Here is a 21,343-nt window from a genome sequence, read left to right as displayed (position 1 = left end):
TGGCCTCACAATATGACCTGATGTTCGGGTTGGCCGTTGGTGTTGGTTTGGATGGCAAAGGTTTTACCTGCCATGCTGTCGCCCGTGATCCCATCTGCTGCGGTGGTGACAAAGAGCGTACTCAGATCCAGCCCACCAAAGGCCGGGCACGACGCCTGTGGGGTTGGTACGGGTTGGCTTTCGATCAGCTTGCCAGAGGGATCATAACAGGCAATGCGCGCTGCGCCCCACTGGGCGTTCCAGAGATTGCCATAGGCATCTATCACGGCACCATCTGCTCCGAATTCTTGGTTGCGCAGATCAAGGAAGACCTCGGGCGTGCCGACCGGCCAGCCTGTCTTATCCAGCCTTTGCCGCATCACGCGCCCATCTTCTGTATCGGTGAAATAAGCGTGGTGCCCATCAGGGGAAAAACAGATCGCATTCGAGATGGTGATTTTGTCATAGAGCTTTCGCAGCTCTCCGCGATAGTACCGGTAAATTGCCCCAGCGCCGCGTTCGGCATCATAGCCCATTGTCCCGATCCAGAACCCGCCCTGCGAGTCCGCGCGCCCGTCATTGGAGCGGGTGAGGGCATTTTCAGGCTCCAGATCCACCAGCTTTTCACGCGCACCGCTGCCGATGTTGAACTGCCATAAGGCCGAGGCGCTGGCGATGATCAGCGTGTTGCGATCCACCCAACCGGCGGCTGAGACACATTCGTCAAACTGCCAAGTTTGCTCCTTGTCGCCTTCTCGGGTCAGCAGACGCCTGCCCAGAATGTCGAACCAGAAAAACTGCGCGCGTTCCGGATGCCAGAACGCGCCTTCCCCAAGAGTGCAGACGGTATGAGAAAATACCTCAGCCGTCATGGCGCGGCCTTGTCGTAAGCCGCGACAATCTCGGTTGCGAGCTTTGCAACCTGATCAGCTGAGTATCCGGGTTTGTAGATGTTTGACCCCATGCCAAATCCGGTAATCCCTGCATTGAGCCAGCTTGCAAAATCATCCGGGCCGACGCCCCCCACCGCATAGGATTTTGTACCCGCAGGCAGGACCGCTGAAAGCGCCTTGAAACCCTCGAGCCCCAATTTGAACGCTGGGAAAAACTTCAACCCGTCGGCCCCCGCGCGCAGGGCGGAAAAGGCTTCGGTCGGGGTCAGTACCCCGGGATAAGAGGCCATCCCATATGACTTGGTGGCCGCGATCACCTCCGGATTGGCATCGGGTGACACAACCAGTTGCGCGCCGATGCCCGCAAGACGTTCCACAAAGGTTACATCCAACACGGTCCCCGCACCCACCACCGCCCGGTTGCCCGCGTGTTTCACCATGCGTTCGATGCTATCGAACGGGTCGGGCGAGTTCAGCGGAACCTCAATTGTGGTGATCCCGGCGGCGATCAGCGCGTCGAGAATGTCGGTGGTTTCATCCGGGGTGATCCCGCGTAGGATGGCGATGATATTGCGGCTCATAATGCGGCCTTTCCCAATTGTGCGTAGGCGGATCGCAGCCCCGCCAAGGTCAGTGTTTCGGCATCGACACAACGTGCTTTACCGCCCGCTGTTTTCAACGCGGTTTCATAGGCCCGGGCCACGTCACCTTCGCCGAGGATAACCACCTCGTCTTCTTGCCAGAACGCGCGTGTGGCTGCCAGTTCCGCACCGATTAACAGGGCAGACAAGCGTGCGCGCGCGGCGGCGGTGGACAGGCCGTTTAAAAGCCCTTCGGCGCGCAGGGAAAAGAGGTTGGCCGCGAGGGCGGATGGATCGGCCATGGCCTCACCCAAAGCCGTCTCAAACGCTTCTTGATCGTGATCGTTTGTGTCCACCGAATGGCGCAACACGGATTGCCCGCTGATCAGGGCAAAAAGCTCGCCGGTCATGAACGTGCGAAACTCGGTGATCTGACCGACCTTGATACGCACCCATTTGTTGTGGGTGCCAGGCAGGCAGAGCGTGCCTTCGAAGCCATGATTCTCAAGCAGAAGCCCAGCAATCTGGGTTTCCTCGCCGCGCATCACATCTGCCGGGTGTATCTGTTTGACCCCAGGCAAGATGCGCACATCCCAGTCAGTGTCAGGTGCATGTGTGGCAATTTCAGCCCCCGGAGGGGGGCAGGGAGTGGTCACGTAAGGTGCTTCGGCCCACCCCTGCTGGGCCCCGGCCATGCCACAGATGATGACTGGATAGGCGCTGGCATTTGGCACGTCCGACAGAAGCGCCGCCAAGGTCGGGGCAAACTGATCAGGTATGAGCTTGCCCATCCCTTGATCGCTGTCACGCCGGTCGAGCACCTGCCCATCCTTGGCCATCAGCCAGAGCCGCAAATGGGTGGTGCCCCAGTCGACGGCAATCCAGTCGAGAGTGGATGTCATAGCCGTCACCCCGTCACCACAACGCCGCCATCAACGACCAAAGCCTGCCCCGTGATCATCCGGCTGGAGGATGAGGCCAGAAACAGGGTCGAGGCGACGATGTCTTCGGGCGTAAGATGCTCCTTGAGGCATTGGCGGTCGAGATGGGCCGCCAAGGCTTCAGGTTCGGCCCACATGTCCAACTGCTTTTGCGTCAGCACCCACCCCGGGGCGAGCGCGTTCACGCGGATCTTGTCGGGGCCAAACTCGCGGGCCAGGGACCGTGTCATCCCATTGATGCCGGAATTGGCAGTGGTGTAAGCAGGATAGCCCGTGTTGCCCATCATGTAGCTGATCGAGGTGAAGTTAATGATTGACCCGCCGCCTTGGGCGCGCATCCCCGCAATCGCGGCCTGACAGGCAAAGAAATAGGCCTTCAGATTCACCGCCTGTGCCCAATCCCAGAAGTCTTCGCTCACCTCTTCGGTGCTGTGGCGCTGATCATTGGCGGCATTGTTCACAAGCACGGTGAGCGGGCCATTAAGATGCGCGCAATCTTCCATCGCCGCTTTCAACGCGGGAATATCGGTGATGTCACCCTGCACGAAATGCGGGCGGTTACCGGTCTCATCTTCCATCTGGTTGACAAAAGCCGAGGCGTCCGAGCGGCCAATGAACCCGACCTTGGCTCCTTGGCGAAGGAACCCTTCGGTCAGTGCCGCCCCAATGCCGGAGCCCCCTCCGGTGATGAAGATGGAGGCGTCTTTGAGGTCATGAAATGTGGCAGTCATCAGTGGCTCTCTCGTGTGACAGGGCGGGTATCTTTGCCCACCAGAAAATCCAGATCCGCGCCTTTGTCGGCCTGCAGTACGTGATCGACATACATTTTGGCATAGCCACGGGTGTAATGCGGTTCGGGCGCGGTCCAGGCGGCGCGGCGCTTGTTCATCTCGGCCTGATCAACCAGCAACTCCAGCACGCCGTTTTGGGCCGAAAGGCGGATCCGGTCCCCCGTCCTGACCAGCGCAAGCGGCCCGCCGGCCGTGGCTTCAGGCGCAACATGTAAGACAACGGTGCCGAACGCGGTGCCTGACATGCGCGCATCAGAGACGCGCACGATGTCGCGCACACCCTTTTTCACCAGTTTTCCCGGCACCGGCATGTCGCCCACTTCGGGCATGCCCGGATAGCCTTTCGGGCCGCAGTTTTTCAGCACGAGGATGGTGGTTTCATCCACCGGCAGGTCGTCGCGGTCGATATTGGCTTTCAGCTCTTCGATCGTTTCAAACACATAGGCCTCGCCTTCATGTTCAAGCAGGTGGTCAGAGGCCGCCGAAGGTTTCACAATCGCGCCGTTCGGCGCCAAGTTGCCGCGCAGAACCCGCAGCCCCGCCGCCGGTTTCAACGGCGCATCAAACGCATAGATCACATCGCGATTGTAGCATTCCGCCTCTTCATAATAATGCGAGATGTCGCGCCCCATTACCGTGTTGGCCTTGCGCAGCTTGTGGGCGATTTCCTTTAACACCGCGGGAACGCCACCTGCGTAACAGAAATCCTCCATCAAGTATTTACCCGAGGGCATGCAGTTGACAAGAAGCGGGATCTCACCACCGATTTCGAAATCCCCCATGGACAGGTCGACGCCAACCCGGCCCGCCAGCGCCAGAAGATGCACCACAGCGTTGGTCGATCCGCCCAGGGCGGCGTTGGTCAAGATCGCATTCTCAAAGCTTTCCTTGGTCAAGACGTCCGACAGTTTCAGGTCCTCTTCCACCATCTCGACAATGCGTTTGCCCGTCATATGCGCCAGCGCCATGCGCCGCGCATCCACCGCCGGAAGCGCGCCATTGGTCGGCAGCGACATCCCCAGCGCTTCGGTCAGCGACGACATGGTGGAAGCCGTGCCCATGGTGTTGCACACGCCCTTGGACCGCGACATGCCGCTTTCAGTCGCCATGAAATCCTTCAGCGTCATATCGCCCGCCTTCACATCCATCGCGAATTTGCGCACGTCGGTGCCCGATCCCAGATCGCGGCCTTTCCATTTGCCGTTCAGCATCGGCCCGGAAGAAACCACAATTGATGGCAGATCCACCGAGGCCGCCCCCATCAACTGACCCGGTGTGGTCTTGTCACATCCACCCAAAAGCACCACGCCATCCATGCCATAGGCGCGAATGCTTTCCTCCACGTCCATCGCCAGAAGGTTGCGAAACAGCATCGCGGTGGGCTTCATCTGGGTCTCGCCCAGGCTCATCACCGGGAACTCAACCGGAAAACCGCCCGCCTCCCACACGCCGCGCTTCACCCCTTCGGCCAGCTCTCGCAGGCCCGAATTGCACGGGGTCAGTTCAGACCATGTGTTGCAAATGCCGATCACAGGACGCCCATCAAAAGCGTGGTCCGGAAATCCCTGGTTTTTCATCCAGGACCGGCGGATAAAACCGTCCTTGTCGAGCATCCCATACCAGGCGCGATTGCGGCGTTCCTTGCTCATATCTTGGTTCCTTCGATCACCCACATGTGCAGTGGGAATTGCCATGGCAGCATAAGCCCATGGTTCATGAGGTATTGCCCGCTGAGTTCAAGCGGACTGGATTTCAAGGCCGGGGCCCCACGCGATAGGGCAGGCGCGTCGTCGCGGTTGACCAGGTCGACCCTATACATCACATCGGGGCTGAGACGTGTTAAGCGAAGGGGACGTGGAGCGATCTGGCGCGACGTATCGGCGACCCCGGCAAATACCACAAAATGATCCCCCGTTTCTGACAATTGCTGCTCGGCAATCACCGACGGATCGGCACTGTCAAGCCGCAGAATATCTGCCCGCGCCATCCAGTTGCGATTGTCTTTCCACCATTTGGTTGTGCGGGTCAGCACCTCGGCCTCGTCGTCGGTCAGTTCCCGCGGATCCATTTCAAATCCCATATGACGTTGGGCCGCAACCCAGGCCCGCATGCGAATGTCGATCACCCGACCTGATGTATGGCAATGGCGCGGTCCAACATGGCTGCCGGTCACCACCGAGGGCAGGAAAATCGCAGCATTGTGTTGAATGCGCAGCCGCTCCAGCGCGTCATTGCTGTCGGAAAGCCAGACTCGTTGGGTGCGTTCGAGAATGCCGAAATCAATCCGCCCCCCGCCCGAAGCACAGCTTTCGATTTCCACATGCGCAAAGGCGGCGCGCAACCGGTCGATCAGCGCGTAAGAGCCACGGGTCTGTGCCGCGTCGGGCATGGGCAGCACCCGGTTATGGTCCCATTTGATATAGTCGATCTCATGCGCAGACAGCACCGCACTGATGCGGTCAAAGAGGAAATCCTGCACATCGGGCAGCGCCATGTTCAGCGCCTTCTGCTGGCGTCCGAGGATCTGGTCCTCACCCCCCAAGGCCCAATCAGGATGGGCGCGGTGGATGTCGCTGTCGGGATTGATCATTTCGGGTTCGAACCAGATGCCGAAGCTCATGCCGAGCCCGTGGACATGCTCAATCAGCGGGTCCAATCCGTCCGGGTACTTGCGCCGGTCCACTTCCCAATCCGACAGTGCGCGTGTGTCGTCGTCGCGATTGCCGAACCAGCCATCATCCAGCACAAAGCGTTCTGCACCCAGGGTGGCGGCGCGATCTGCTATTTCTTTCAGTTCGGGCAGGTTGTGGTTGAAATAGACTGCTTCCCAACAATTGTAGTGCACCGGACGGGGTTGATCAGGGTGAGGGAACTGTACAATCTCGTCGCGCAGATGGCGTTGAAACGATACGGCGCAACCGTTGATCCCGTCATCGGAAAACATTGCGTAAAGCGGCGCCGAGGTGAACTTGCACTGCGGAGTGTGCTCGATCCGTGCGGCATCCCCAAACTGGATCTGACGACGCCCGTCGGGCAACTCCTCGGCAATCATGCGATGGCCACCGGACCAGCCGTAATGGAAGCCATAAGCATGGCCACGCGTGTTGGTGGCGCCATGGCAGGGGACAATCAGACCGGGGAAATGTTCATGCCCGGTGCGCCCGGTGCGGTTCTCGCGATAGCGCATTCCGGCCGACCACGGGGTGCGGTTCATCTGGAACTCGCCACACCAGCGGCCAGAGAAATCAATCACGTCGTCCGAATTCTGCGGGGCAGGGAAAACAGGGGCGGACAGCCAATGCAGATGCACTGGTGCACCCGACTCGATTTCAGCGCGCGCGGTGATCATGTGTGACGTCGGGTTGATCGCGAAATGCGCCCGATAAGTCAGCGTGTTTGATTGATCCCGATAGCTGAGGGTGAGGCTGTTCTCTTCTTTAGTGGCCTTTTCGAAACAGAATTTCGGCAGCAGTGGTGTGCCGTCACCCGCGCGTAGGATCATGCCGGGTTGGCCCGGAAACGTGCGGGTGGCTTCGGGGCAGATGGAGAGTTCCGGATTCTGGTCCAGCATCCCGCCGGTCACATCCATCTGATGCGCCCGCGCCAGCACGTCCAGATCTTCCCCGTCCGGCAGGCGCGGCCCCCAATAGATCACCTCGGGCAGATGTTCACGTTCAGCAGCCAGCACGAGGCTTTGCCGCCCGTCCTGAAGCGACCAGGTTTGGATCATTTCACGGCTCCCAGGGTGAGACCTGCAATAAAGTGGCGTTGCATCATGAAAAACATCGCCACTGGTGGCAGGGCGGCAACAATGCTGCCCGCGCTCATTAGGTGATATTGGGCCACAAATTGCGAGTTGAACGACGTGATGCCGGCGGTCACAGGTTGCGAATCCGGTCCTTGTGTCAGCACAATCGCCCAGAAGTAATCGTTCCAGATGAAGGTGAAAATCAGCACGGACAGGGCGGCGATGGCCGGTTTCATCAACGGAAGCACCACGTACCAGAAGATGCGCCATTCGGCGATGCCTTCGACGCGAGCAGCCTCGATCAGCTCAAAAGGCAAGGCGCGAATGAAGTTGCGCATAAAGAGCGTGCAAAACCCGGTCTGGAAAGCGATGTGGAACAGCACCAGCCCCAGTTTTGTGTCATAAAGCCCGGCAGAAACTGTTAAGTCACGCACCGGCACCATCAGGATCTGGAAGGGGACGAAATTGCCGGCAATGAACATGAAGAAGATGATCAGATTGCCGCGGAACCTATAGATTCCCAGAGCAAATCCGGTCATGCAGGAAAGGGCCACCGCCCCGACCACAGTAGGGACCGTAATCAGGATCGAGTTTAGCATGTATTGCGGCATGTCCGATTCAAAGAACACCTTGCCGTAATTGGTGAAAAACTCGAATGAAGATGGCAGGCCCCAGTAGTTTCCATTCGTGAAATCCGTGAGTGGCCGAATGGAGAAGAGCGCAACCGCGATCAGGGGCAGTAGCCACATGATCAGGGCGATCGGCACCAGGGCCTGATAGATGACCTGCGCGCTGCGGGGGCGTTTTTCGATTGGGATCGGGAACATGGTTTCTCTCCTCCTTAACGCCGCGCGGCTTTTTCGTCTTGATACATCGACCACAGGAAATAGCCGATAAAGAGCAGCATGATCAGGAACAGTACGACTGCGATGGCCGAACCGTAACCCATGCGGAAACCATATTCCGACAGGGCCTTTTCAAACATATAGAAGCTCAGAACACGGGTGGAGCCAAACGGACCACCATTGGTCATGACCGAGATGAGGTCAAACGAGCGCAGCGCGCCGATGATCGTGACCACAAAGGCGATGAAGGTGGCGGGTTTCAGTTGCGGCAGGATAATGTGCCACAACATACGCCAGCCCTTGGCGCCATCCAGACGACCGGCTTCGATTTGTTCCGGGTCCACGGCGTTCAGGCCGGTGAGATACAGGATCATACAATAGGCGGTCTGTGGCCAGAGGCCTGCGACAATGATCCCATAGGTGGCCAAGGTCGGGTCGCCCAACACGTTGATCGGGCCAAGCCCCACCACACCCAGCACCGCGTTCAAAAGCCCTTCGCGGGGCAGGTAGAACCAGCTGAACACCAGGCCCACAACCACCTGGCTGATCACAAAGGGAAAGAAGAACAGGGACTTGTAGAGTCTGATCCCCACAATAGTCTGGTTTAGAAACAGGGCAATGAACAGCCCGGCCGGGATTGCCAGAAGATAAAGCGCCAGCCATTTCACGTTGTTCCACAGCGACACCTCAAAAGCGCGATCGGTCATCAGCTCTTGATAGTTGCCGATGCCGACAAAGGTGGCCTCCCCCAGCCCGTCCCACTGATAAAGTGAGATGTTAAAGCTCTGCAGGATCGGGATGATCACATAGATCACAAAAAACAGCACACCCGGCGCCAAAAACAGAAGGGGCGTCAGGGTCATCCGGTTTCTGCGTACCCAGCTCATCTCGGCATGTGTGGTGGCCATTTCGTTCCTCCCGTGGACACGTCATGGGAAAGCCCGAACAAGGCTTGCCGATACCGTGAGGGTAAAGGGGCAGATGCCCCGAGCCTAAGCCCGGGGCACCCGTAGGGAGTGTTACTTGTAGATCCGCTGACGCGCGCTTTCGAGGCGGTTCAGGATGTCGTCCAGATTGTCCGGGAACACCATGAATTCCTGTAGACCTTCCATGCCGATTGCTGCCATTTCAGCCGGGAAATCACGGTCGAAGAACTGGGCGATGCCGCCAGTGGCGTTGTTTGAGAGCATGTCGAAGCCCTGCTTCAAGAACTCGTCATCGCCGACAGTTGCATTGGCATTGACTGGAAGCTGACCCAACCCGTCAGCAGCGTTGATCTTCGATTGAACATCCGGCGAGGTCACAAACTGCAGGAACGCACGGGCGGCTTCCTTGTTCTGTGCGTTCGATGCGATGTGGAACGTATCGGTTGGTGCGTCTTCCCCCATCGGGACATCAGCGATCTTCGGGAACTGATAAAAGTCGATCTGATCGTCGCTCAGGCCCGCATTGCGCAGATGGGGAACCACGAAGTTGCCCATCAGATACGCTGTCGCTTCACCTGCGATGAATGGCGGCAGGCCTTCTTGCCAGCTATAGCTTTGGTGGTCGTCAATGAACCCCCCCAGATCAATCAGCTTGCGCCAGTTGGCAAAGGTCGCGCGCACCTCATCCGAGGTCCATTTGGCTTCACCGGTGGCCAGCTTCATGTGGAAGTCGAACCCATTGGTGCGCATGTTCATGTAGTCGAACCAGCCACCGGCGGTCCAATAATTTTTGGTGCCGATTGCATAGCACTTGCGCCCTGATTCCACGATTTTGGCGCAATTGGCCACCTCTTCGTCAAAGGTGGCGGGCTCTTTCAGGCCCAGCTCCTTAAAGATGTCTTCGCGATAATAAATGCCCCATTGGTAGTAGGTGTAAGGCACGCCATATTGCTTGCCGTCCATGGTCATAGCGCCCTTGACGCTGTCCAATCCCTGCAAGTCGCCATTTGTGTACATATCCGAAATGTCTTCAAATAGGCCAGCGCGTACATAAGGCCCCATACGGTTGGCGGCATACCAGTTCACAACGTCGGGCGGATTGGCGGTGAGAGCATTGCGGATCTGGCTTTTCCAAGCTTCACGGTCAACCACTTCCAGCTCAACACTTAGGTCCGGATGCATGGCGTCAAAGTCGGCGGCCAACCCTTCCATGATGGCGCGTGGCGCTGGGTTCGACATGTCCGAGATAATGCGCAGTGTGCCCGACAGCTCAGCCATTGCTGGCGTGACGAGACCTGTGGTCAGTGCCAGGGCGGCGACTGCCTTGGTGACTTTTAGGAACATGGTTTCCTCCCTTTTGTTCCGCGTAATTCGGTGTTGACTTCAGGTTTCAAATAATGAAACTAAATCTCAACTATTGAAAATACTGCCGTGAGAAGTTAACGATGTCAACAGTCTCATGGGGCGAGAGGCCCTTGGGGGTGGGAAGGAATTGCAAATGACTGCAGCTACGAAATCAGATGGGACAGTTGGTAAAGCATTGGAAATGCTAGACCTTGTGGCCGAGTTTGGTCGCCCTGTTCGCTTTACGGATATTCTTGTGAAGTCTCCCCATCCAAAGGCGACGTCCTATCGCCTTCTGCAAACTCTGACGAATCAGCACATGCTGGAATTCAATGATGGCAATGGGACTTATTCGCTCGGGGGGCGGCTTATGCGGCTTGCCCATGCGGCCTGGAAAACCGCGTCGCTTGCGCCAATCGCGCGGCCATTCATTGAGACGTTGGTCGCCGACGTGGGCGAAACCGTGCACCTTGCGCAAATTGATCAGGGGCAGGTTCTATTTGTTGATAAGTTGCAGGCGACTGACCGGTTTGAAACATTAGCCCAGGTTGGCAAGATCGCCCCGGCCTATTGCACCGGCGTCGGGAAGGCGATGCTGGCTTTTCTGGCTCCGAAGCGACTGCAGCTGGCTATGCTGCAGCAGGCCTATTTTAAATATACCCCCGCCACGATCACTGATGTCGCCTCACTCGAAGATGAGCTGGAGCAAATTCAGGTCAGCGGCATCGCCTATGACCGTGAAGAACATGAGGAAGGCATCATTTCTATCGCAGCCCCCGTCCTGTCTTCCAACGGACGGGTGATTGGCGCGCTGTCGATTGCCACCTCAACCACCCGCCACACCCTGGAAGGCCTGGACGCGTTCCGCGCACCCCTTCTGGAAACCGCAGAAAAGATCGGGGCCGAAGCCACGCATTGGCAATTTCCCGCATAAATCCCAACGGAGAGAAACACATGTCCGGAGTCACCCTAAATCAGGCCATCAAACGCTATGGCGATGTGCAGGTCATTCATGGTGTCGACCTTGAAATCGACAATGGTGAATTCTGTGTCTTTGTCGGTCCGTCAGGCTGTGGCAAATCCACCCTGTTGCGGATGATTGCCGGTTTGGAAGAAACCTCAGACGGCGAAATTCACATCGGCGCCCGCGACGTGACCCACATCGATGCATCCGAACGGGGCGTGGCGATGGTGTTCCAGACCTATGCGCTTTATCCGCATATGTCGGTTGAGGAAAACATGGGGTTTGGCCTGAAGATGAATGGTCACCCCAAGGCCGAAATCCAGGCGAAGGTGGGAGAGGCCAGCCGAATCCTGCAGCTGGATGATTACCTCAAGCGCAAGCCCAAGGCGCTGTCTGGCGGTCAACGACAGCGCGTTGCAATCGGTCGGGCCATTGTGCGTGGACCCGAAGTGTTCTTGTTTGACGAACCGCTTTCGAACCTCGATGCCGAGTTGCGTGTGGACATGCGGGTCGAGATTGCTCGGCTGCACAAGGAAATTGGCGCGACGATGATTTATGTAACCCATGATCAGGTTGAGGCGATGACGCTCGCCGACAAGATCGTGGTCCTGCGTGCAGGGCGGATCGAGCAAGTCGGAAGCCCGATGGAACTTTACAATAATCCCGACAATAAATTTGTAGCTGGATTCATTGGCTCCCCCAGCATGAATTTCCTTAAAGGCATTGTGCAGGGCGGCAAGGTTATTGTGCCCTCTCTGGGCGCGCGCGAAATCGTCACCAGTGTGGCCCTTCCTTCAGAAGGCAGTACCGTTCTGGTTGGTATTCGTCCGCAACATCTTGGTATCAAAACGGGTGATGGCGCGGCCGTGCTGGATCTGCGTGAACGGCTGGGGGGCGTTTCCTACGATTACCTGATCGCGGGGAATGGTGAGAAGATCATTGTGGAGAACCGGGAAGAAGATACCTTGCCTGAAGGCTGTTCCGTCATTGTCAGTTTTGACGATGAAAACTGCATGTTCTTTGATGCCAAAACGGAAAAGCGGTTGCGCTGACTAAGCGTTCGGTGACTTGAACCGGACGTACTGCGACACAACGTGGGCAATGATTTCCGGCGGGTATCAATGGCGCTTGTCGGGCATGGGCGATGTTATCATCACATGCGGCCAAGCCCAACTCGCTTTATTGGCAATCGCCAAGAAGCTAACGTGACAGCACCGCATGGGTTATTGAAAACAGGACGGCCATATGGATGAATTAGCAAAGCAATTCTGATTGTATATCTTACGTCTCTACCTGAGCGGCTGTAACGGCAATCATGTGCAGCATGTCTTCTGCGGTGCATCCCCGCGAAAGATCATTTGCGGGCTTTTCCAGCCCTTGAAGGACAGGGCCGATTGCGATTGCTCCACCGACACGCTGAGCAATTTTATAGGCGATATTGCCGCTTTCGAGGTTGGGAAAAACAAATACGTTGGCATCGCCACCTAGCGGCGAGGCGTTGGCTTTTTGCGCCGCGACATCCGGCACAAAGGCGGCATCAAATTGCAACTCTCCGTCAATCATCAGCGATGGGTCGGCCTTTTGTGCAAGCGCGGTGGCTGTAATTACTTTCGAGACCTTGTCGTGCGCTGCGCTTCCGTGGGTCGAGAAAGATAGCATCGCAACACGCGGGATCTCGCCGGTCAAGGTCTTAAAGCTGTCAGCCGAAGCTTGGGCAATTAGGGCCATTTCCTCAGCCGTGGGGTCCACAACCAGACCACTGTCAGCGAAGACGTGAGCGCCCTTTTTGATATGGTGTGACTGGCAAAACAGCATAAGAAAAAAGGACGACACCAGTTTGGAATCCGGCTTGGTGCCGATCACCTGGATCGCGGTGCGTACAATTTCGGCAGTGGTCGCCACTGCGCCGCCCACGGTGCCATCGGCGTGGCCGGTCTTGACCAGAAGTGCCGCGTAAACATGAGGCGTCTTCGCTGCGCGACGCGCATCATCCAGGGACACCCCTTTGTGCCGGCGGCGTTCATAGAATGTCCGCGCCAGTTCATCCAAAAGCGGCGATGTGGCCGGGTCATGGATCTCGATACCTTTATCTGGTTCAGCACCGGCAACGGCGTATTGGCTAAGGATTTCCTGTTCGGACCCAACCAACACAATCCTGGCGATGCCATGCCTGCGCGCATCTATTGCGGCTTGGACCGCTCGGGGGTCGCTGCCCTCGCTCAGGACAATTTTCTTCTGCGAGCGTGCCGCGTTTTTCAAGAGCATTTCGAGGGGTTTCATGTTGGTCCTTTCAATGGCCCAAAAGGGTGACGCCAAGAAGGACAAACAGGGCGATGAACAGCGTTTCCGCAACGATCAGGGCAATCGCCTGACCGCCGACATCCAGTATCCGCTTAAGCGAGGTCTTCATGCCGACCGCGGCGATTGAGATCAGCAAAGCCCAGCGGCTGAGCGACGACATTGTTTCGATAGCAATGGTCGGGATCAGCCCAAGGGAATTCAGCGTTGCGAAAATCAGAAAGCCAATCACGAAGGTGGGAAGCACCGGAGGGCGTTTGCCATTTGTATCACCTTCTTCGACGTGACGGCGCACAAGCACCGAGATCACCAGCACCACGGGGGCCAGCATTGCAACCCGGATGAGTTTGACAAGCGTCGCGACCTCGCCGGTCTCGTTCGAAACCGAAAAACCCGCGCCCACAACCTGTGCAACATCGTGGATCGTGCCACCAAGAAAGACGCCGGACACTTCGTCGTTGAACTCATGAAACTCTGTCAGCAGCGGGTAAACAATCATGGCGATGGTGGACATCACCGTGACCGCAAGAACCGTGAAAATGAGGTTGCGCTCGGAATGCTCGTTCTTGGGCAACACAGCAGATATTGCCATTGCCGCAGATGCCCCGCAAATCGCCACTGACCCACCTGTCAACAGGCCGAACCGCCAACCCCGGCCCAAAAGGCGCGCCGCCGCCAGGCCAAACAGAATGGTCAGGAAAACGCCGGCAATCACCACGGCGATCAACCGAGGACCAAGGCCGATCATCAACTCGACACTGATGCGCGCGCCCAAAAGAGCCACGCCAATGCGCAGAACCGTTCGGGCGGTAAACTCGATACCGGGCTTGCAACTGTTGCCGTCTTCCTCAGCGAGAAAGTGAAAGGCGATCCCCAGCAGAAGCGCCATCAACATGGCAGGTGCACCATAATGCTCAGAAAGGAATTTGGCCGCCGCAGCAAGGACAACGGAAACAAGGAAACCGCGGCCATTCAGTCGGGCAAACGCCGTTATAGCAGGTAGTGAGTATCTTGAGGCAATTGTCGCCGGCATTGGTCATACCTTTATAGAGTAGATGCCCCCTTTTGAGGGGGAGGGGTCTGGGCCATTGGCCCAGACGTTTTGATTAGGTCGCGCGGTTGTTGGGGCGCATATCGGCCGCATTGATGCCCGCCACCGCGACTGGCTTTTTCATCGCATCGCGACGGAAAGGTTCGCCCAGTTCTTGGTTCAACAAAATCTCGATGAAGGTTGTCTTGCCCTCGTTCATCTGACGTTTGACGGCTTTGTCCAACTCATCTGTCAATTCATCCATCGAGGCCACGGCCACACCTTCGACGCCACAGGCGCGTGCGATACCGGCATAGCTGACCTCCTTGGACAGCTCAGTGCCGACAAAGTTGTCGTCGAACCACAATGTGGTGTTCCGCTTTTCGGCCCCCCATTGGTAGTTGCGAAAGATCACCATGGTGATTGCGGGCCAGTCGTCGCGATTGACTGAAACCATCTCATTCATCGAAATGCCGAACGCCCCATCACCGGCAAACCCAACCACAGGGGTATCAGGGCAGGCGATCTTTGCGCCGCAGATCGCGGGGAACCCATAACCGCAAGGGCCAAACAAACCGGGTGCAAGATATTTACGGCCTTCTTCAAACGATGGATAGGCGTTGCCGATGGCACAATTGTTGCCAATATCAGACGAGATAATCGCCTCTTTCGGCAATGCGGATTGGATCGCACGCCACGCCATGCGCGGGCTCATTTTTCCGGGTTCCCGATCCCGGGCACGTTCGTTCCAAGTGGTGCCCGGATCATCGTCTTCGTGATCCATCGACGTCAGTTCCTGCGCCCAACGTGACTTGGTTTCTGCGATGGCGTCTTTCCGCTTCTGCCGCCCGGCATCACCCGCGCCGTCCGCGAGCTGGGCCAAGATGCTCTGTGCCACTTTCTTGGAATCGCCAATAATACCGACCGAGACACGTTTGGTAAGGCCAATCCGATCGGGGTTGATGTCGACCTGAATGATCTTGGCGTCTGACGGCCAGTAATCAATGCCGTATCCGGGAAGTGTCGAGAATGGGTTCAAGCGGGTGCCAAGGGCCAATACAACATCAGCCTTCGAGATCAGCTCCATTCCTGCCTTTGATCCGTTGTACCCCAACGGGCCTGCAAAAAGAGGGTGATTGCCCGGGAAGGCGTCGTTGTGTTGATACCCCACACAGACCGGCGCTGTCAGTTGTTCAGCCAGCGCCATCGAGTCGCCGATCGCATCCCCCAGCACCACGCCAGCACCGTTCAGAATGACCGGAAATTTCGCCTCTGACAGCAGTTTGGCGGCTTCAGCCACGGCGTTTTCACCACCGGCAGGGCGTTCAAACTCGACCACAGCCGGCAGATCGATATCGATCACCTGTGTCCAGTAGTCACGCGGAATGTTGATTTGCGCCGGTGCACTGGCGCGTTTGGCTTGCAGGATCACTCGGTTGAGTACTTCGGCCATGCGCGACGGGTCACGCACCTCTTCCTGATAGGCGACCATATCTTCCAACAGCGCCATTTGTTCAACTTCCTGAAAGCCACCCTGACCAAGGGTCTTGTTGGCAGCTTGCGGCGTCACCACCAAAAGCGGCGTGTGGTTCCAATACGCGGTTTTGATCGGTGTGACCAAGCTGGTGATGCCGGGGCCGTTCTGCGCAACCATCATCGACATGTCACCCGAGGCGCGCGTGAACCCATCGGCCATCATACCCGCGTTGCATTCATGGGCGCAGTCAAAAAACTTGATCCCCGCGGCGGGAAAAAGGTCAGAAATAGGCATCATGGCAGAGCCAATAATGCCAAAAGCGTTATCGATGCCGTGCATTTGTAGGACTTTGACGAAAGCTTCTTCGGTCGTCATCTTCATGATTACGTCTCCTGTTAGGATTGTATGTGAGAATGGGGTTCGGGTTTTCGGCGATCAGCGCCGATCTTCCAGGATCATGTCGCTGGCCTTTTCGCCAATCATGATGGCTGGGGCATTGGTGTTGCCGGACACAATATCGGGCATGATCGACGCATCCGCGACCCGCAGCCCTTTGATGCCGTGAACACGCAAACGGTCATCAACAACCGCCATGCTATCATTGCCCATGCGGCATGTGCTGGTCGGGTGATAAATGGTCTGGCTGATGTCGCGGGCACATTGCAGCAATTCCTCATCCGTCTGCGGATTGTTTGACGGCACATGTTCGCGGACGATGTAAGGGCTGAGCGCCTTGGTTTTGGTCATTGCCCGTGCAAATTTGACGGCGCGAATGGCACAAAGCTGATCTGCTGTGGCCGACAGATAATTGGGCACGATCTTGGGGTAATCCATCGCATTTGGTGACGCGATATGAATATGCCCACGGCTTTCAGGCCGCAACTGACACACCGAAGAGGTAATTCCCGAAAACGGATGCATCTCGATACCTGGCTTATCGGCGCTAAGGGGTTGGAAGTGGAATTGAATGTCGGGCGTGTCCAACCCTTCCATAGATTTGGCAAAAACACAGACTTGGCTGGCACCCAAACTCATCGGTCCCTTGCGAAACAGAACATAGTTAAGCCCAATGCCCATGCGCGGCACGAACCGGTTTATGGCGTCGTTCAGCGTTTGTGCGTTGACCTCATAGATCAGACGAATTTGCAAATGATCCTGTAGGTTCTCGCCCACACCGGGAAGTTCATGCCTGACCTCGACACCGGCTTTTTGCAGGACATCCCCCCGACCGATGCCGGAGAGCTCTAAGAGCTGAGGGGATCCAATCGCGCCGGCCGACAGGATGACTTCACCACCGGGATTAAGGAATACCTCATGTGTCTGGCCCTTTTTCGAATACCGCACACCAATCACGCGGCGTGGTTCTTTGGGGTCAAATATCAGCGATTCCGTGTGGGCATGGGTGATAACTTCAAGATTTTGGCGCTTCTTGGCCGGGTTAAGAAAGGCGCGGGCGCTTGAGCACCGAAAACCCTTGCGGGCAGTTTGGTGGAAATAGCTGACACCTTCCTGATCTTCGCCATTGTAATCGTAGTTGCGCGGAACACCCATTTCCATCGCCGCCTCAATAAACGCCTGGGAAATATCAGTTTTCGCGCGGATCATAGACACCGATAGACCGCCGTCGCCACCATGGTAGTCATCCTCGCCCTTTTCATAAGATTCAGAGCGTTTGAACAGGGGAAGGACATCGTCATATCCCCAGCCCTTGTTGCCGCGCTGCGCCCAGCGATCATAGTCTTCTTTTTGCCCGCGCACATAAAGCAGACCGTTGATGGAACTCGACCCGCCAAGCGTTTTTCCGCGGGGCCAATCCAGTGAACGACCATTCAGCCCTTCGTCGGGTTCAGCCTTGTAACACCAGTCTGTGTTGGGATTGTGCAGTGTCTTGAAATATCCAACCGGTACGTGGATCCAGGGATTGATGTCGCGCCCGCCAGCTTCCAGAAGAATCACCCGATTCGCTGGGTCTGCGCTTAATCTGTTTGCCAGAACGCACCCTGCGGATCCTGCGCCAACTATCAGAAAATCAGCTGTTTTCGGCGACATATACGGTTCCTCCCAGTTGCATTTTAAGGGAGTTGAAATTTCCCTTGCGTCACCATTCACTAAAGTACTATTAATGAGACCGCAAGTCTCAATAATTGCACTAAGGGAGGAAAGACGTGAGTACATCTAACAATTTAAGTGGCATCACACGCCGCGACTTATTTCGGGTCGCAGGCCGATATGGCATGAGCTCGACGCTTCTGGCGGCAGGCGGTTTTGGTGGGGCGATGAGCCTTGCAAACCTCGCAAGCGCTGCAGAATCGACCTATGAAAAACGCTTCTCAAAGCCAGCAAAGCACACGCTGAAATTCGGGGCCTCGGGCTTTAACGCGCGCAACCTCTTGATTGAACGCGCTGGCGCTTTGGAATTTGCACGCGATCTGGAAAGCCGCACAGACGGTGAGATCCGCATCGAATTCATTGGCGACAATCAGATTTGTGGTCAGACATCCTGTGTTGAAAAAACCCAACAAGGCATCGTCGACATCTATGCCGCTTCGACCCAAAACTCGGCGGGTGGCGCACCATATCTGAATGTTCTGGACTATGCGTATATGTTCCCGGGACGTGCGGCACAGTATCACTTCCTTTACAGCCCGGAATCACAGCGCATCCTGCGTGATCCGCTTGAAAAGCGTCACGGTTTGAAATTCCTGTTCAGCCATTGCGAGCTGCGCGGCATTCAACTGGGTCTGGGTTGGGAAGACAAACCCACGGTGACCAAGCTGGAACAGCTGTTTGGCACGAAAAACCGCGTGACGGGCACCCAACTGGGTCGGATCGCGATGCAGGCTCTGAACTTGAACCCGGTTCCTGTTGCATGGGAAGAAACGCTGGACGGGTTGAAGCAAGGCTTGATTGATGGCGCAGAAACATGGGCGTCTGCCGTGGCTTATGCCAACATGTCGCCGGTTGTATCGCAGTCAGTTGACCTGAAGTTCTTCTGCGGAACCGAGCATACCTCGATGAATTCGTCGGTCTTCGACAGCCTTGATGGCCACCTGCAAGATGCGGTTATGGAATCGTCTTACTGGGCTCAAACCCACGTTCAAGCCGCCAACGAAGCCGCACTTGTTAAAACGGTTGGTCACTCTGATCCGCAGATGCCGGGCACTGTCTTTGCTGAAAACAACGTCCGCAATGCGTTCCTTGCCGACGATCAGATCAAGATGGCAGAAGAGATGTGTTCGCCTGAATTCCAACCACAATTGTGGGAAAAATGGCGCGACCGTTTGAACGGCTGGGCCGGTGGCATCGACACCTATCAGGAAATCTATGACATCGCACGTCAGGTTCCCAAAGACATGAAGCCAGAAAACGTAGAGCCCCGCCGCTGGTGGAAAAGCTGACCTACGCCAAACAATTGAAGCCGGCGCAGTTTATGTGCCGGCTTGTCAATTTGTGCCTGACCTGAACAATTATGGCAGGCACGACAGGGAGAAAGATATGGTTATCTGGTCAGAGATCGGTGACATACTCAGCGCGTTTACATCACTGGACAGTTTCGAAATCCGAAATGCCCTGAAGTCGAATGCAGCTTGGGTGGTCGGAACCGTGGCCACAGCGTTAAGTGGGCTGTTGGTGATGTGGATCTATAAGAAGGTGCCTTGGCTTGACCGCCATCTGGAACGCACCATCATGGTGTTCAGCTATCTTGCGATTGCGCTTATCATTTTCTGGGGTGTGATTGATCGGTTTGTTTTTTCCAATCAACAACCCTGGTCCACAACCATTCCACCGCTGTTGTTCATGATTATGGCCTGGTTCGGGGCAGCCTTTAATGTGCGCCTTCGGACCCATCTTAGTTTTGCAGAGTTCCGAACCATCATGCCACGCGCGGGCCAGATGTTTTGCTTGTCACTGGATGCCGTGCTTTGGTTCATCTTTGCCGTTATCGTTTTGGTGACCACAACCCGGGTGACAGCACTGTCTGCGTCGAATTTCCAGATCGTTTTGGGAACTGACAATGTGATGCAGTGGTGGTTCCTGATCACCGCTCCGATGTCTTTTGTTCTGATGGCGGCACGCGTTTTTGAGAACTTCTTCGAAGACATCAGGAACTATAAAAGCGGTGCGCCGTTGATCAAACAAGCCGTGATCGGAGGAGACGTGTGATGACCGACGGAACACTTGTAACACTGATATCCCTTGGGGTGACCTGCCTGTTCATGTTGGGTGTGCCCGTTTTGCTGGTCATTGCCTATTGGGTGATTGGCTGCTCGTTTGTACTTGGCCTGACGCTCGACAACATGGGGGCAGAATTGCTCAATGTGTTTAACAAGGGCTTTGCGCTGCTTGCGATGCCATTGTTTATTCTAACCGGCGACTTGATCAACCAATCCGGCATTGCCCGAAGGCTGTCTGACTTTGCCTATTCCTGTTTAGGATGGCTACGCGGAGGCCTCGCGATGGCGGCCCTTGGTGCATGCGGACTTTTTGCTGCGATTTCCGGGTCAAACTCAGCAACAACAGCGACAATCGGCTCAATGCTCCACCCGGAAATGGTCAAAGGTGGTTATGACGAACGGTTCTCTGCGGCCACCGCTGCGGCTGGCGGGACTGTTGGAATTATCATTCCTCCGTCGATTATCTTTATTGTCTATGGGTTCTTGATGAACCTGCCAATTTCCGACCTGTTTGTGGCTGGCATCCTGCCCGGTACACTTATGGTTGTTGGCATGCAGCTGGCATGTTGGATTATCTGCCGCATCAACGGCTGGGGCTACCTGATCCCGTTGCAACTGAACCGAGTTTTGAAAACCGCCTTTGGGGCCTGGCTTGGTTTCTTTGCCATCGGTCTGGTTCTGTGGGGCATCTATACGGGCAAATTTTCTCCGACCGAAGCGGCGGGTGTAACCGTTGGCTTTTGTATCATTGCGGGTGTCGGCTCTTGGCTGCTGACAAAGCTGATCGGCGGAGGTGCGGATAAGACTTGGGAAGAAAAATCCTATCTCGAGATGCTGGTTGTTGAAGGGTTCACGATCCCGCAAATTCCGTCGATTGTGGTGCGGTCTGCGCAGATCAGCGGCATTCTTGCTCCTTTGATCGCAGTTTCCGTGGTCATGCAGCAAATCCTGTCACTGTTGGGTGCGCAACAAACCATTGGCGATTTTGTAACCGGAATGGGCGGCTATTATGCGGTGTTGTTCACATCAATGGTCATCGTGTTCTTCTCTGGGATGGTGCTGGAAAGCCTGCCTGTCACAATCATCCTTGCGCCGATCCTTGCGCCAATCGCGGTATCAGTTGGCATTGATCCGATCCACTTTTCTGTCATCTTCCTTGTTGGTGCATCAATCGGATTTATCACGCCACCATACGGGTTGAACTTGTATGTGGCGTCCGGCGTGACAGGTGTTCCCTATTTCCGACTGCTTCGCTATACAGTGCCTTATCTTCTAGCGCTAATTGGTGTGTGGATCCTCGTATCTCTTGTACCAGAATTGGCGCTGATCCTATTGCCTAACAGATGACACG

18 protein-coding genes are annotated in these 21,343 nt (G+C 56.2%); 5 read left to right on the top strand and 13 right to left on the bottom strand.

All coding sequences use genetic code 11. The annotated features are described in order from the left end of the window. Positions 1–5 precede the first annotated feature (5 nt). The 9 genes from KKW20_RS15035 to KKW20_RS14995 form a co-directional block, all read right to left on the bottom strand. On the bottom strand, positions 6–851 hold the full coding sequence (locus tag KKW20_RS15035) for an SMP-30/gluconolactonase/LRE family protein (RefSeq protein WP_214568730.1): 846 nt from the start codon (positions 849–851) through the stop codon (positions 6–8). Beyond that, positions 848–1,453, bottom strand: a complete 606-nt coding sequence (locus KKW20_RS15030; protein ID WP_214568729.1) for a 2-dehydro-3-deoxy-6-phosphogalactonate aldolase — start codon at positions 1,451–1,453, stop codon at positions 848–850. Before KKW20_RS15030 ends, KKW20_RS15035 begins: the two co-directional genes overlap by 4 nt. Then, a complete protein-coding gene (locus tag KKW20_RS15025; protein ID WP_214568728.1) occupies positions 1,450–2,355 on the bottom strand; it encodes a 2-dehydro-3-deoxygalactonokinase in 906 nt (301 codons plus the stop codon). Before KKW20_RS15025 ends, KKW20_RS15030 begins: the two co-directional genes overlap by 4 nt. Before the next feature lie 5 nt (positions 2,356–2,360). Continuing rightward, entirely contained in the window at positions 2,361–3,125 is a 765-nt protein-coding gene (locus tag KKW20_RS15020; protein WP_214568727.1) for an SDR family NAD(P)-dependent oxidoreductase, read from the bottom strand. Further along, positions 3,125–4,834, bottom strand: a complete 1,710-nt coding sequence (locus KKW20_RS15015) for an IlvD/Edd family dehydratase (RefSeq protein WP_214568726.1) — start codon at positions 4,832–4,834, stop codon at positions 3,125–3,127. The genes KKW20_RS15020 and KKW20_RS15015 overlap by 1 nt, the downstream gene beginning before the upstream one ends. Beyond that, complete coding sequence (locus tag KKW20_RS15010) at positions 4,831–6,915, bottom strand: alpha-galactosidase (RefSeq protein WP_214568725.1); 2,085 nt, start codon at positions 6,913–6,915, stop codon at positions 4,831–4,833. The genes KKW20_RS15015 and KKW20_RS15010 overlap by 4 nt, the downstream gene beginning before the upstream one ends. Next, positions 6,912–7,760, bottom strand: coding sequence for a carbohydrate ABC transporter permease (locus tag KKW20_RS15005; protein ID WP_214568724.1), 849 nt, complete (start codon positions 7,758–7,760; stop codon positions 6,912–6,914). Before KKW20_RS15005 ends, KKW20_RS15010 begins: the two co-directional genes overlap by 4 nt. 14 nt (positions 7,761–7,774) lie before the next feature. Next, the gene (locus tag KKW20_RS15000; protein ID WP_214568723.1) at positions 7,775–8,686 is read right to left on the bottom strand and encodes a carbohydrate ABC transporter permease; all 912 of its coding nucleotides are present in this window, start codon (positions 8,684–8,686) and stop codon (positions 7,775–7,777) included. Between the two features lie 111 nt (positions 8,687–8,797). Continuing rightward, entirely contained in the window at positions 8,798–10,048 is a 1,251-nt protein-coding gene (locus KKW20_RS14995) for an ABC transporter substrate-binding protein (RefSeq protein ID WP_246534630.1), read from the bottom strand. 154 nt (positions 10,049–10,202) lie between these two features. Here KKW20_RS14995 and KKW20_RS14990 point away from each other — a divergent pair, with 154 nt between their 5' ends. Continuing rightward, positions 10,203–10,982, top strand: coding sequence for an IclR family transcriptional regulator (locus KKW20_RS14990; RefSeq protein WP_214568722.1), 780 nt, complete (start codon positions 10,203–10,205; stop codon positions 10,980–10,982). Between the two features lie 20 nt (positions 10,983–11,002). Beyond that, positions 11,003–12,064 (top strand): ABC transporter ATP-binding protein, encoded by a 1,062-nt coding sequence (locus KKW20_RS14985; protein WP_214568721.1) that lies wholly within the window; start codon positions 11,003–11,005, stop codon positions 12,062–12,064. A gap of 229 nt (positions 12,065–12,293) precedes the next feature. Here the strand turns inward: KKW20_RS14985 and pta are convergent, their stop codons facing one another. From pta to KKW20_RS14965, 4 genes are all read right to left on the bottom strand, one after another. After that, entirely contained in the window at positions 12,294–13,292 is a 999-nt protein-coding gene (gene pta, locus KKW20_RS14980; protein WP_214568720.1) for a phosphate acetyltransferase, read from the bottom strand. Between the two features lie 10 nt (positions 13,293–13,302). Then, on the bottom strand, positions 13,303–14,343 hold the full coding sequence (locus KKW20_RS14975) for a YeiH family protein (RefSeq protein ID WP_214568719.1): 1,041 nt from the start codon (positions 14,341–14,343) through the stop codon (positions 13,303–13,305). 73 nt (positions 14,344–14,416) lie between these two features. Continuing rightward, a complete protein-coding gene (gene xsc, locus KKW20_RS14970; protein ID WP_214568718.1) occupies positions 14,417–16,198 on the bottom strand; it encodes a sulfoacetaldehyde acetyltransferase in 1,782 nt (593 codons plus the stop codon). 54 nt (positions 16,199–16,252) lie between these two features. Then, positions 16,253–17,866, bottom strand: coding sequence for a GMC family oxidoreductase (locus KKW20_RS14965; RefSeq protein WP_214568717.1), 1,614 nt, complete (start codon positions 17,864–17,866; stop codon positions 16,253–16,255). A gap of 185 nt (positions 17,867–18,051) precedes the next feature. On the opposite strand from KKW20_RS14965, the gene KKW20_RS14960 reads away from it, so the two are divergent. The 3 genes from KKW20_RS14960 (at position 18,052) to KKW20_RS14950 (ending at position 21,339) form a co-directional block, all read left to right on the top strand. Beyond that, positions 18,052–19,215 carry a TRAP transporter substrate-binding protein gene (locus tag KKW20_RS14960; protein WP_246534629.1) on the top strand — a complete coding sequence of 388 codons (1,164 nt, stop codon included), beginning with the start codon at positions 18,052–18,054 and terminating at the stop codon, positions 19,213–19,215. Positions 19,216–19,312: 97 nt separating this feature from the next. Next, entirely contained in the window at positions 19,313–19,981 is a 669-nt protein-coding gene (locus KKW20_RS14955) for a TRAP transporter small permease (protein WP_214568715.1), read from the top strand. Continuing rightward, the gene (locus KKW20_RS14950) at positions 19,981–21,339 is read left to right on the top strand and encodes a TRAP transporter large permease (protein ID WP_214568714.1); all 1,359 of its coding nucleotides are present in this window, start codon (positions 19,981–19,983) and stop codon (positions 21,337–21,339) included. The genes KKW20_RS14955 and KKW20_RS14950 overlap by 1 nt, the downstream gene beginning before the upstream one ends. The last annotated feature ends 4 nt before the right edge of the window (positions 21,340–21,343 follow it).

Source organism: Aliiroseovarius lamellibrachiae, assembly GCF_018599245.1.
Taxonomy (GTDB): domain Bacteria; phylum Pseudomonadota; class Alphaproteobacteria; order Rhodobacterales; family Rhodobacteraceae; genus Aliiroseovarius; species Aliiroseovarius lamellibrachiae.
The sequence above is the reverse complement of the archived record's forward strand: the minus strand, read 5'-3'. Positions and strand labels throughout refer to the sequence as shown.

What these genes read in the sequence shown, in the direction of transcription:
- KKW20_RS15035 (WP_214568730.1), bottom strand. Translation starts at nt 851, where the DNA reads ATGACGGCTGAGGTATTTTCTCATACCGTCTGCACTCTTGGGGAAGGC.
- KKW20_RS15030 (WP_214568729.1), bottom strand. Translation starts at nt 1,453, where the DNA reads ATGAGCCGCAATATCATCGCCATCCTACGCGGGATCACCCCGGATGAA.
- KKW20_RS15025 (WP_214568728.1), bottom strand. Translation starts at nt 2,355, where the DNA reads ATGACATCCACTCTCGACTGGATTGCCGTCGACTGGGGCACCACCCAT.
- KKW20_RS15020 (WP_214568727.1), bottom strand. Translation starts at nt 3,125, where the DNA reads ATGACTGCCACATTTCATGACCTCAAAGACGCCTCCATCTTCATCACC.
- KKW20_RS15015 (WP_214568726.1), bottom strand. Translation starts at nt 4,834, where the DNA reads ATGAGCAAGGAACGCCGCAATCGCGCCTGGTATGGGATGCTCGACAAG.
- KKW20_RS15010 (WP_214568725.1), bottom strand. Translation starts at nt 6,915, where the DNA reads ATGATCCAAACCTGGTCGCTTCAGGACGGGCGGCAAAGCCTCGTGCTG.
- KKW20_RS15005 (WP_214568724.1), bottom strand. Translation starts at nt 7,760, where the DNA reads ATGTTCCCGATCCCAATCGAAAAACGCCCCCGCAGCGCGCAGGTCATC.
- KKW20_RS15000 (WP_214568723.1), bottom strand. Translation starts at nt 8,686, where the DNA reads ATGGCCACCACACATGCCGAGATGAGCTGGGTACGCAGAAACCGGATG.
- KKW20_RS14995 (WP_246534630.1), bottom strand. Translation starts at nt 10,048, where the DNA reads ATGTTCCTAAAAGTCACCAAGGCAGTCGCCGCCCTGGCACTGACCACA.
- KKW20_RS14990 (WP_214568722.1), top strand. Translation starts at nt 10,203, where the DNA reads ATGACTGCAGCTACGAAATCAGATGGGACAGTTGGTAAAGCATTGGAA.
- KKW20_RS14985 (WP_214568721.1), top strand. Translation starts at nt 11,003, where the DNA reads ATGTCCGGAGTCACCCTAAATCAGGCCATCAAACGCTATGGCGATGTG.
- pta (WP_214568720.1), bottom strand. Translation starts at nt 13,292, where the DNA reads ATGAAACCCCTCGAAATGCTCTTGAAAAACGCGGCACGCTCGCAGAAG.
- KKW20_RS14975 (WP_214568719.1), bottom strand. Translation starts at nt 14,343, where the DNA reads ATGCCGGCGACAATTGCCTCAAGATACTCACTACCTGCTATAACGGCG.
- xsc (WP_214568718.1), bottom strand. Translation starts at nt 16,198, where the DNA reads ATGAAGATGACGACCGAAGAAGCTTTCGTCAAAGTCCTACAAATGCAC.
- KKW20_RS14965 (WP_214568717.1), bottom strand. Translation starts at nt 17,866, where the DNA reads ATGTCGCCGAAAACAGCTGATTTTCTGATAGTTGGCGCAGGATCCGCA.
- KKW20_RS14960 (WP_246534629.1), top strand. Translation starts at nt 18,052, where the DNA reads ATGAGCTCGACGCTTCTGGCGGCAGGCGGTTTTGGTGGGGCGATGAGC.
- KKW20_RS14955 (WP_214568715.1), top strand. Translation starts at nt 19,313, where the DNA reads ATGGTTATCTGGTCAGAGATCGGTGACATACTCAGCGCGTTTACATCA.
- KKW20_RS14950 (WP_214568714.1), top strand. Translation starts at nt 19,981, where the DNA reads ATGACCGACGGAACACTTGTAACACTGATATCCCTTGGGGTGACCTGC.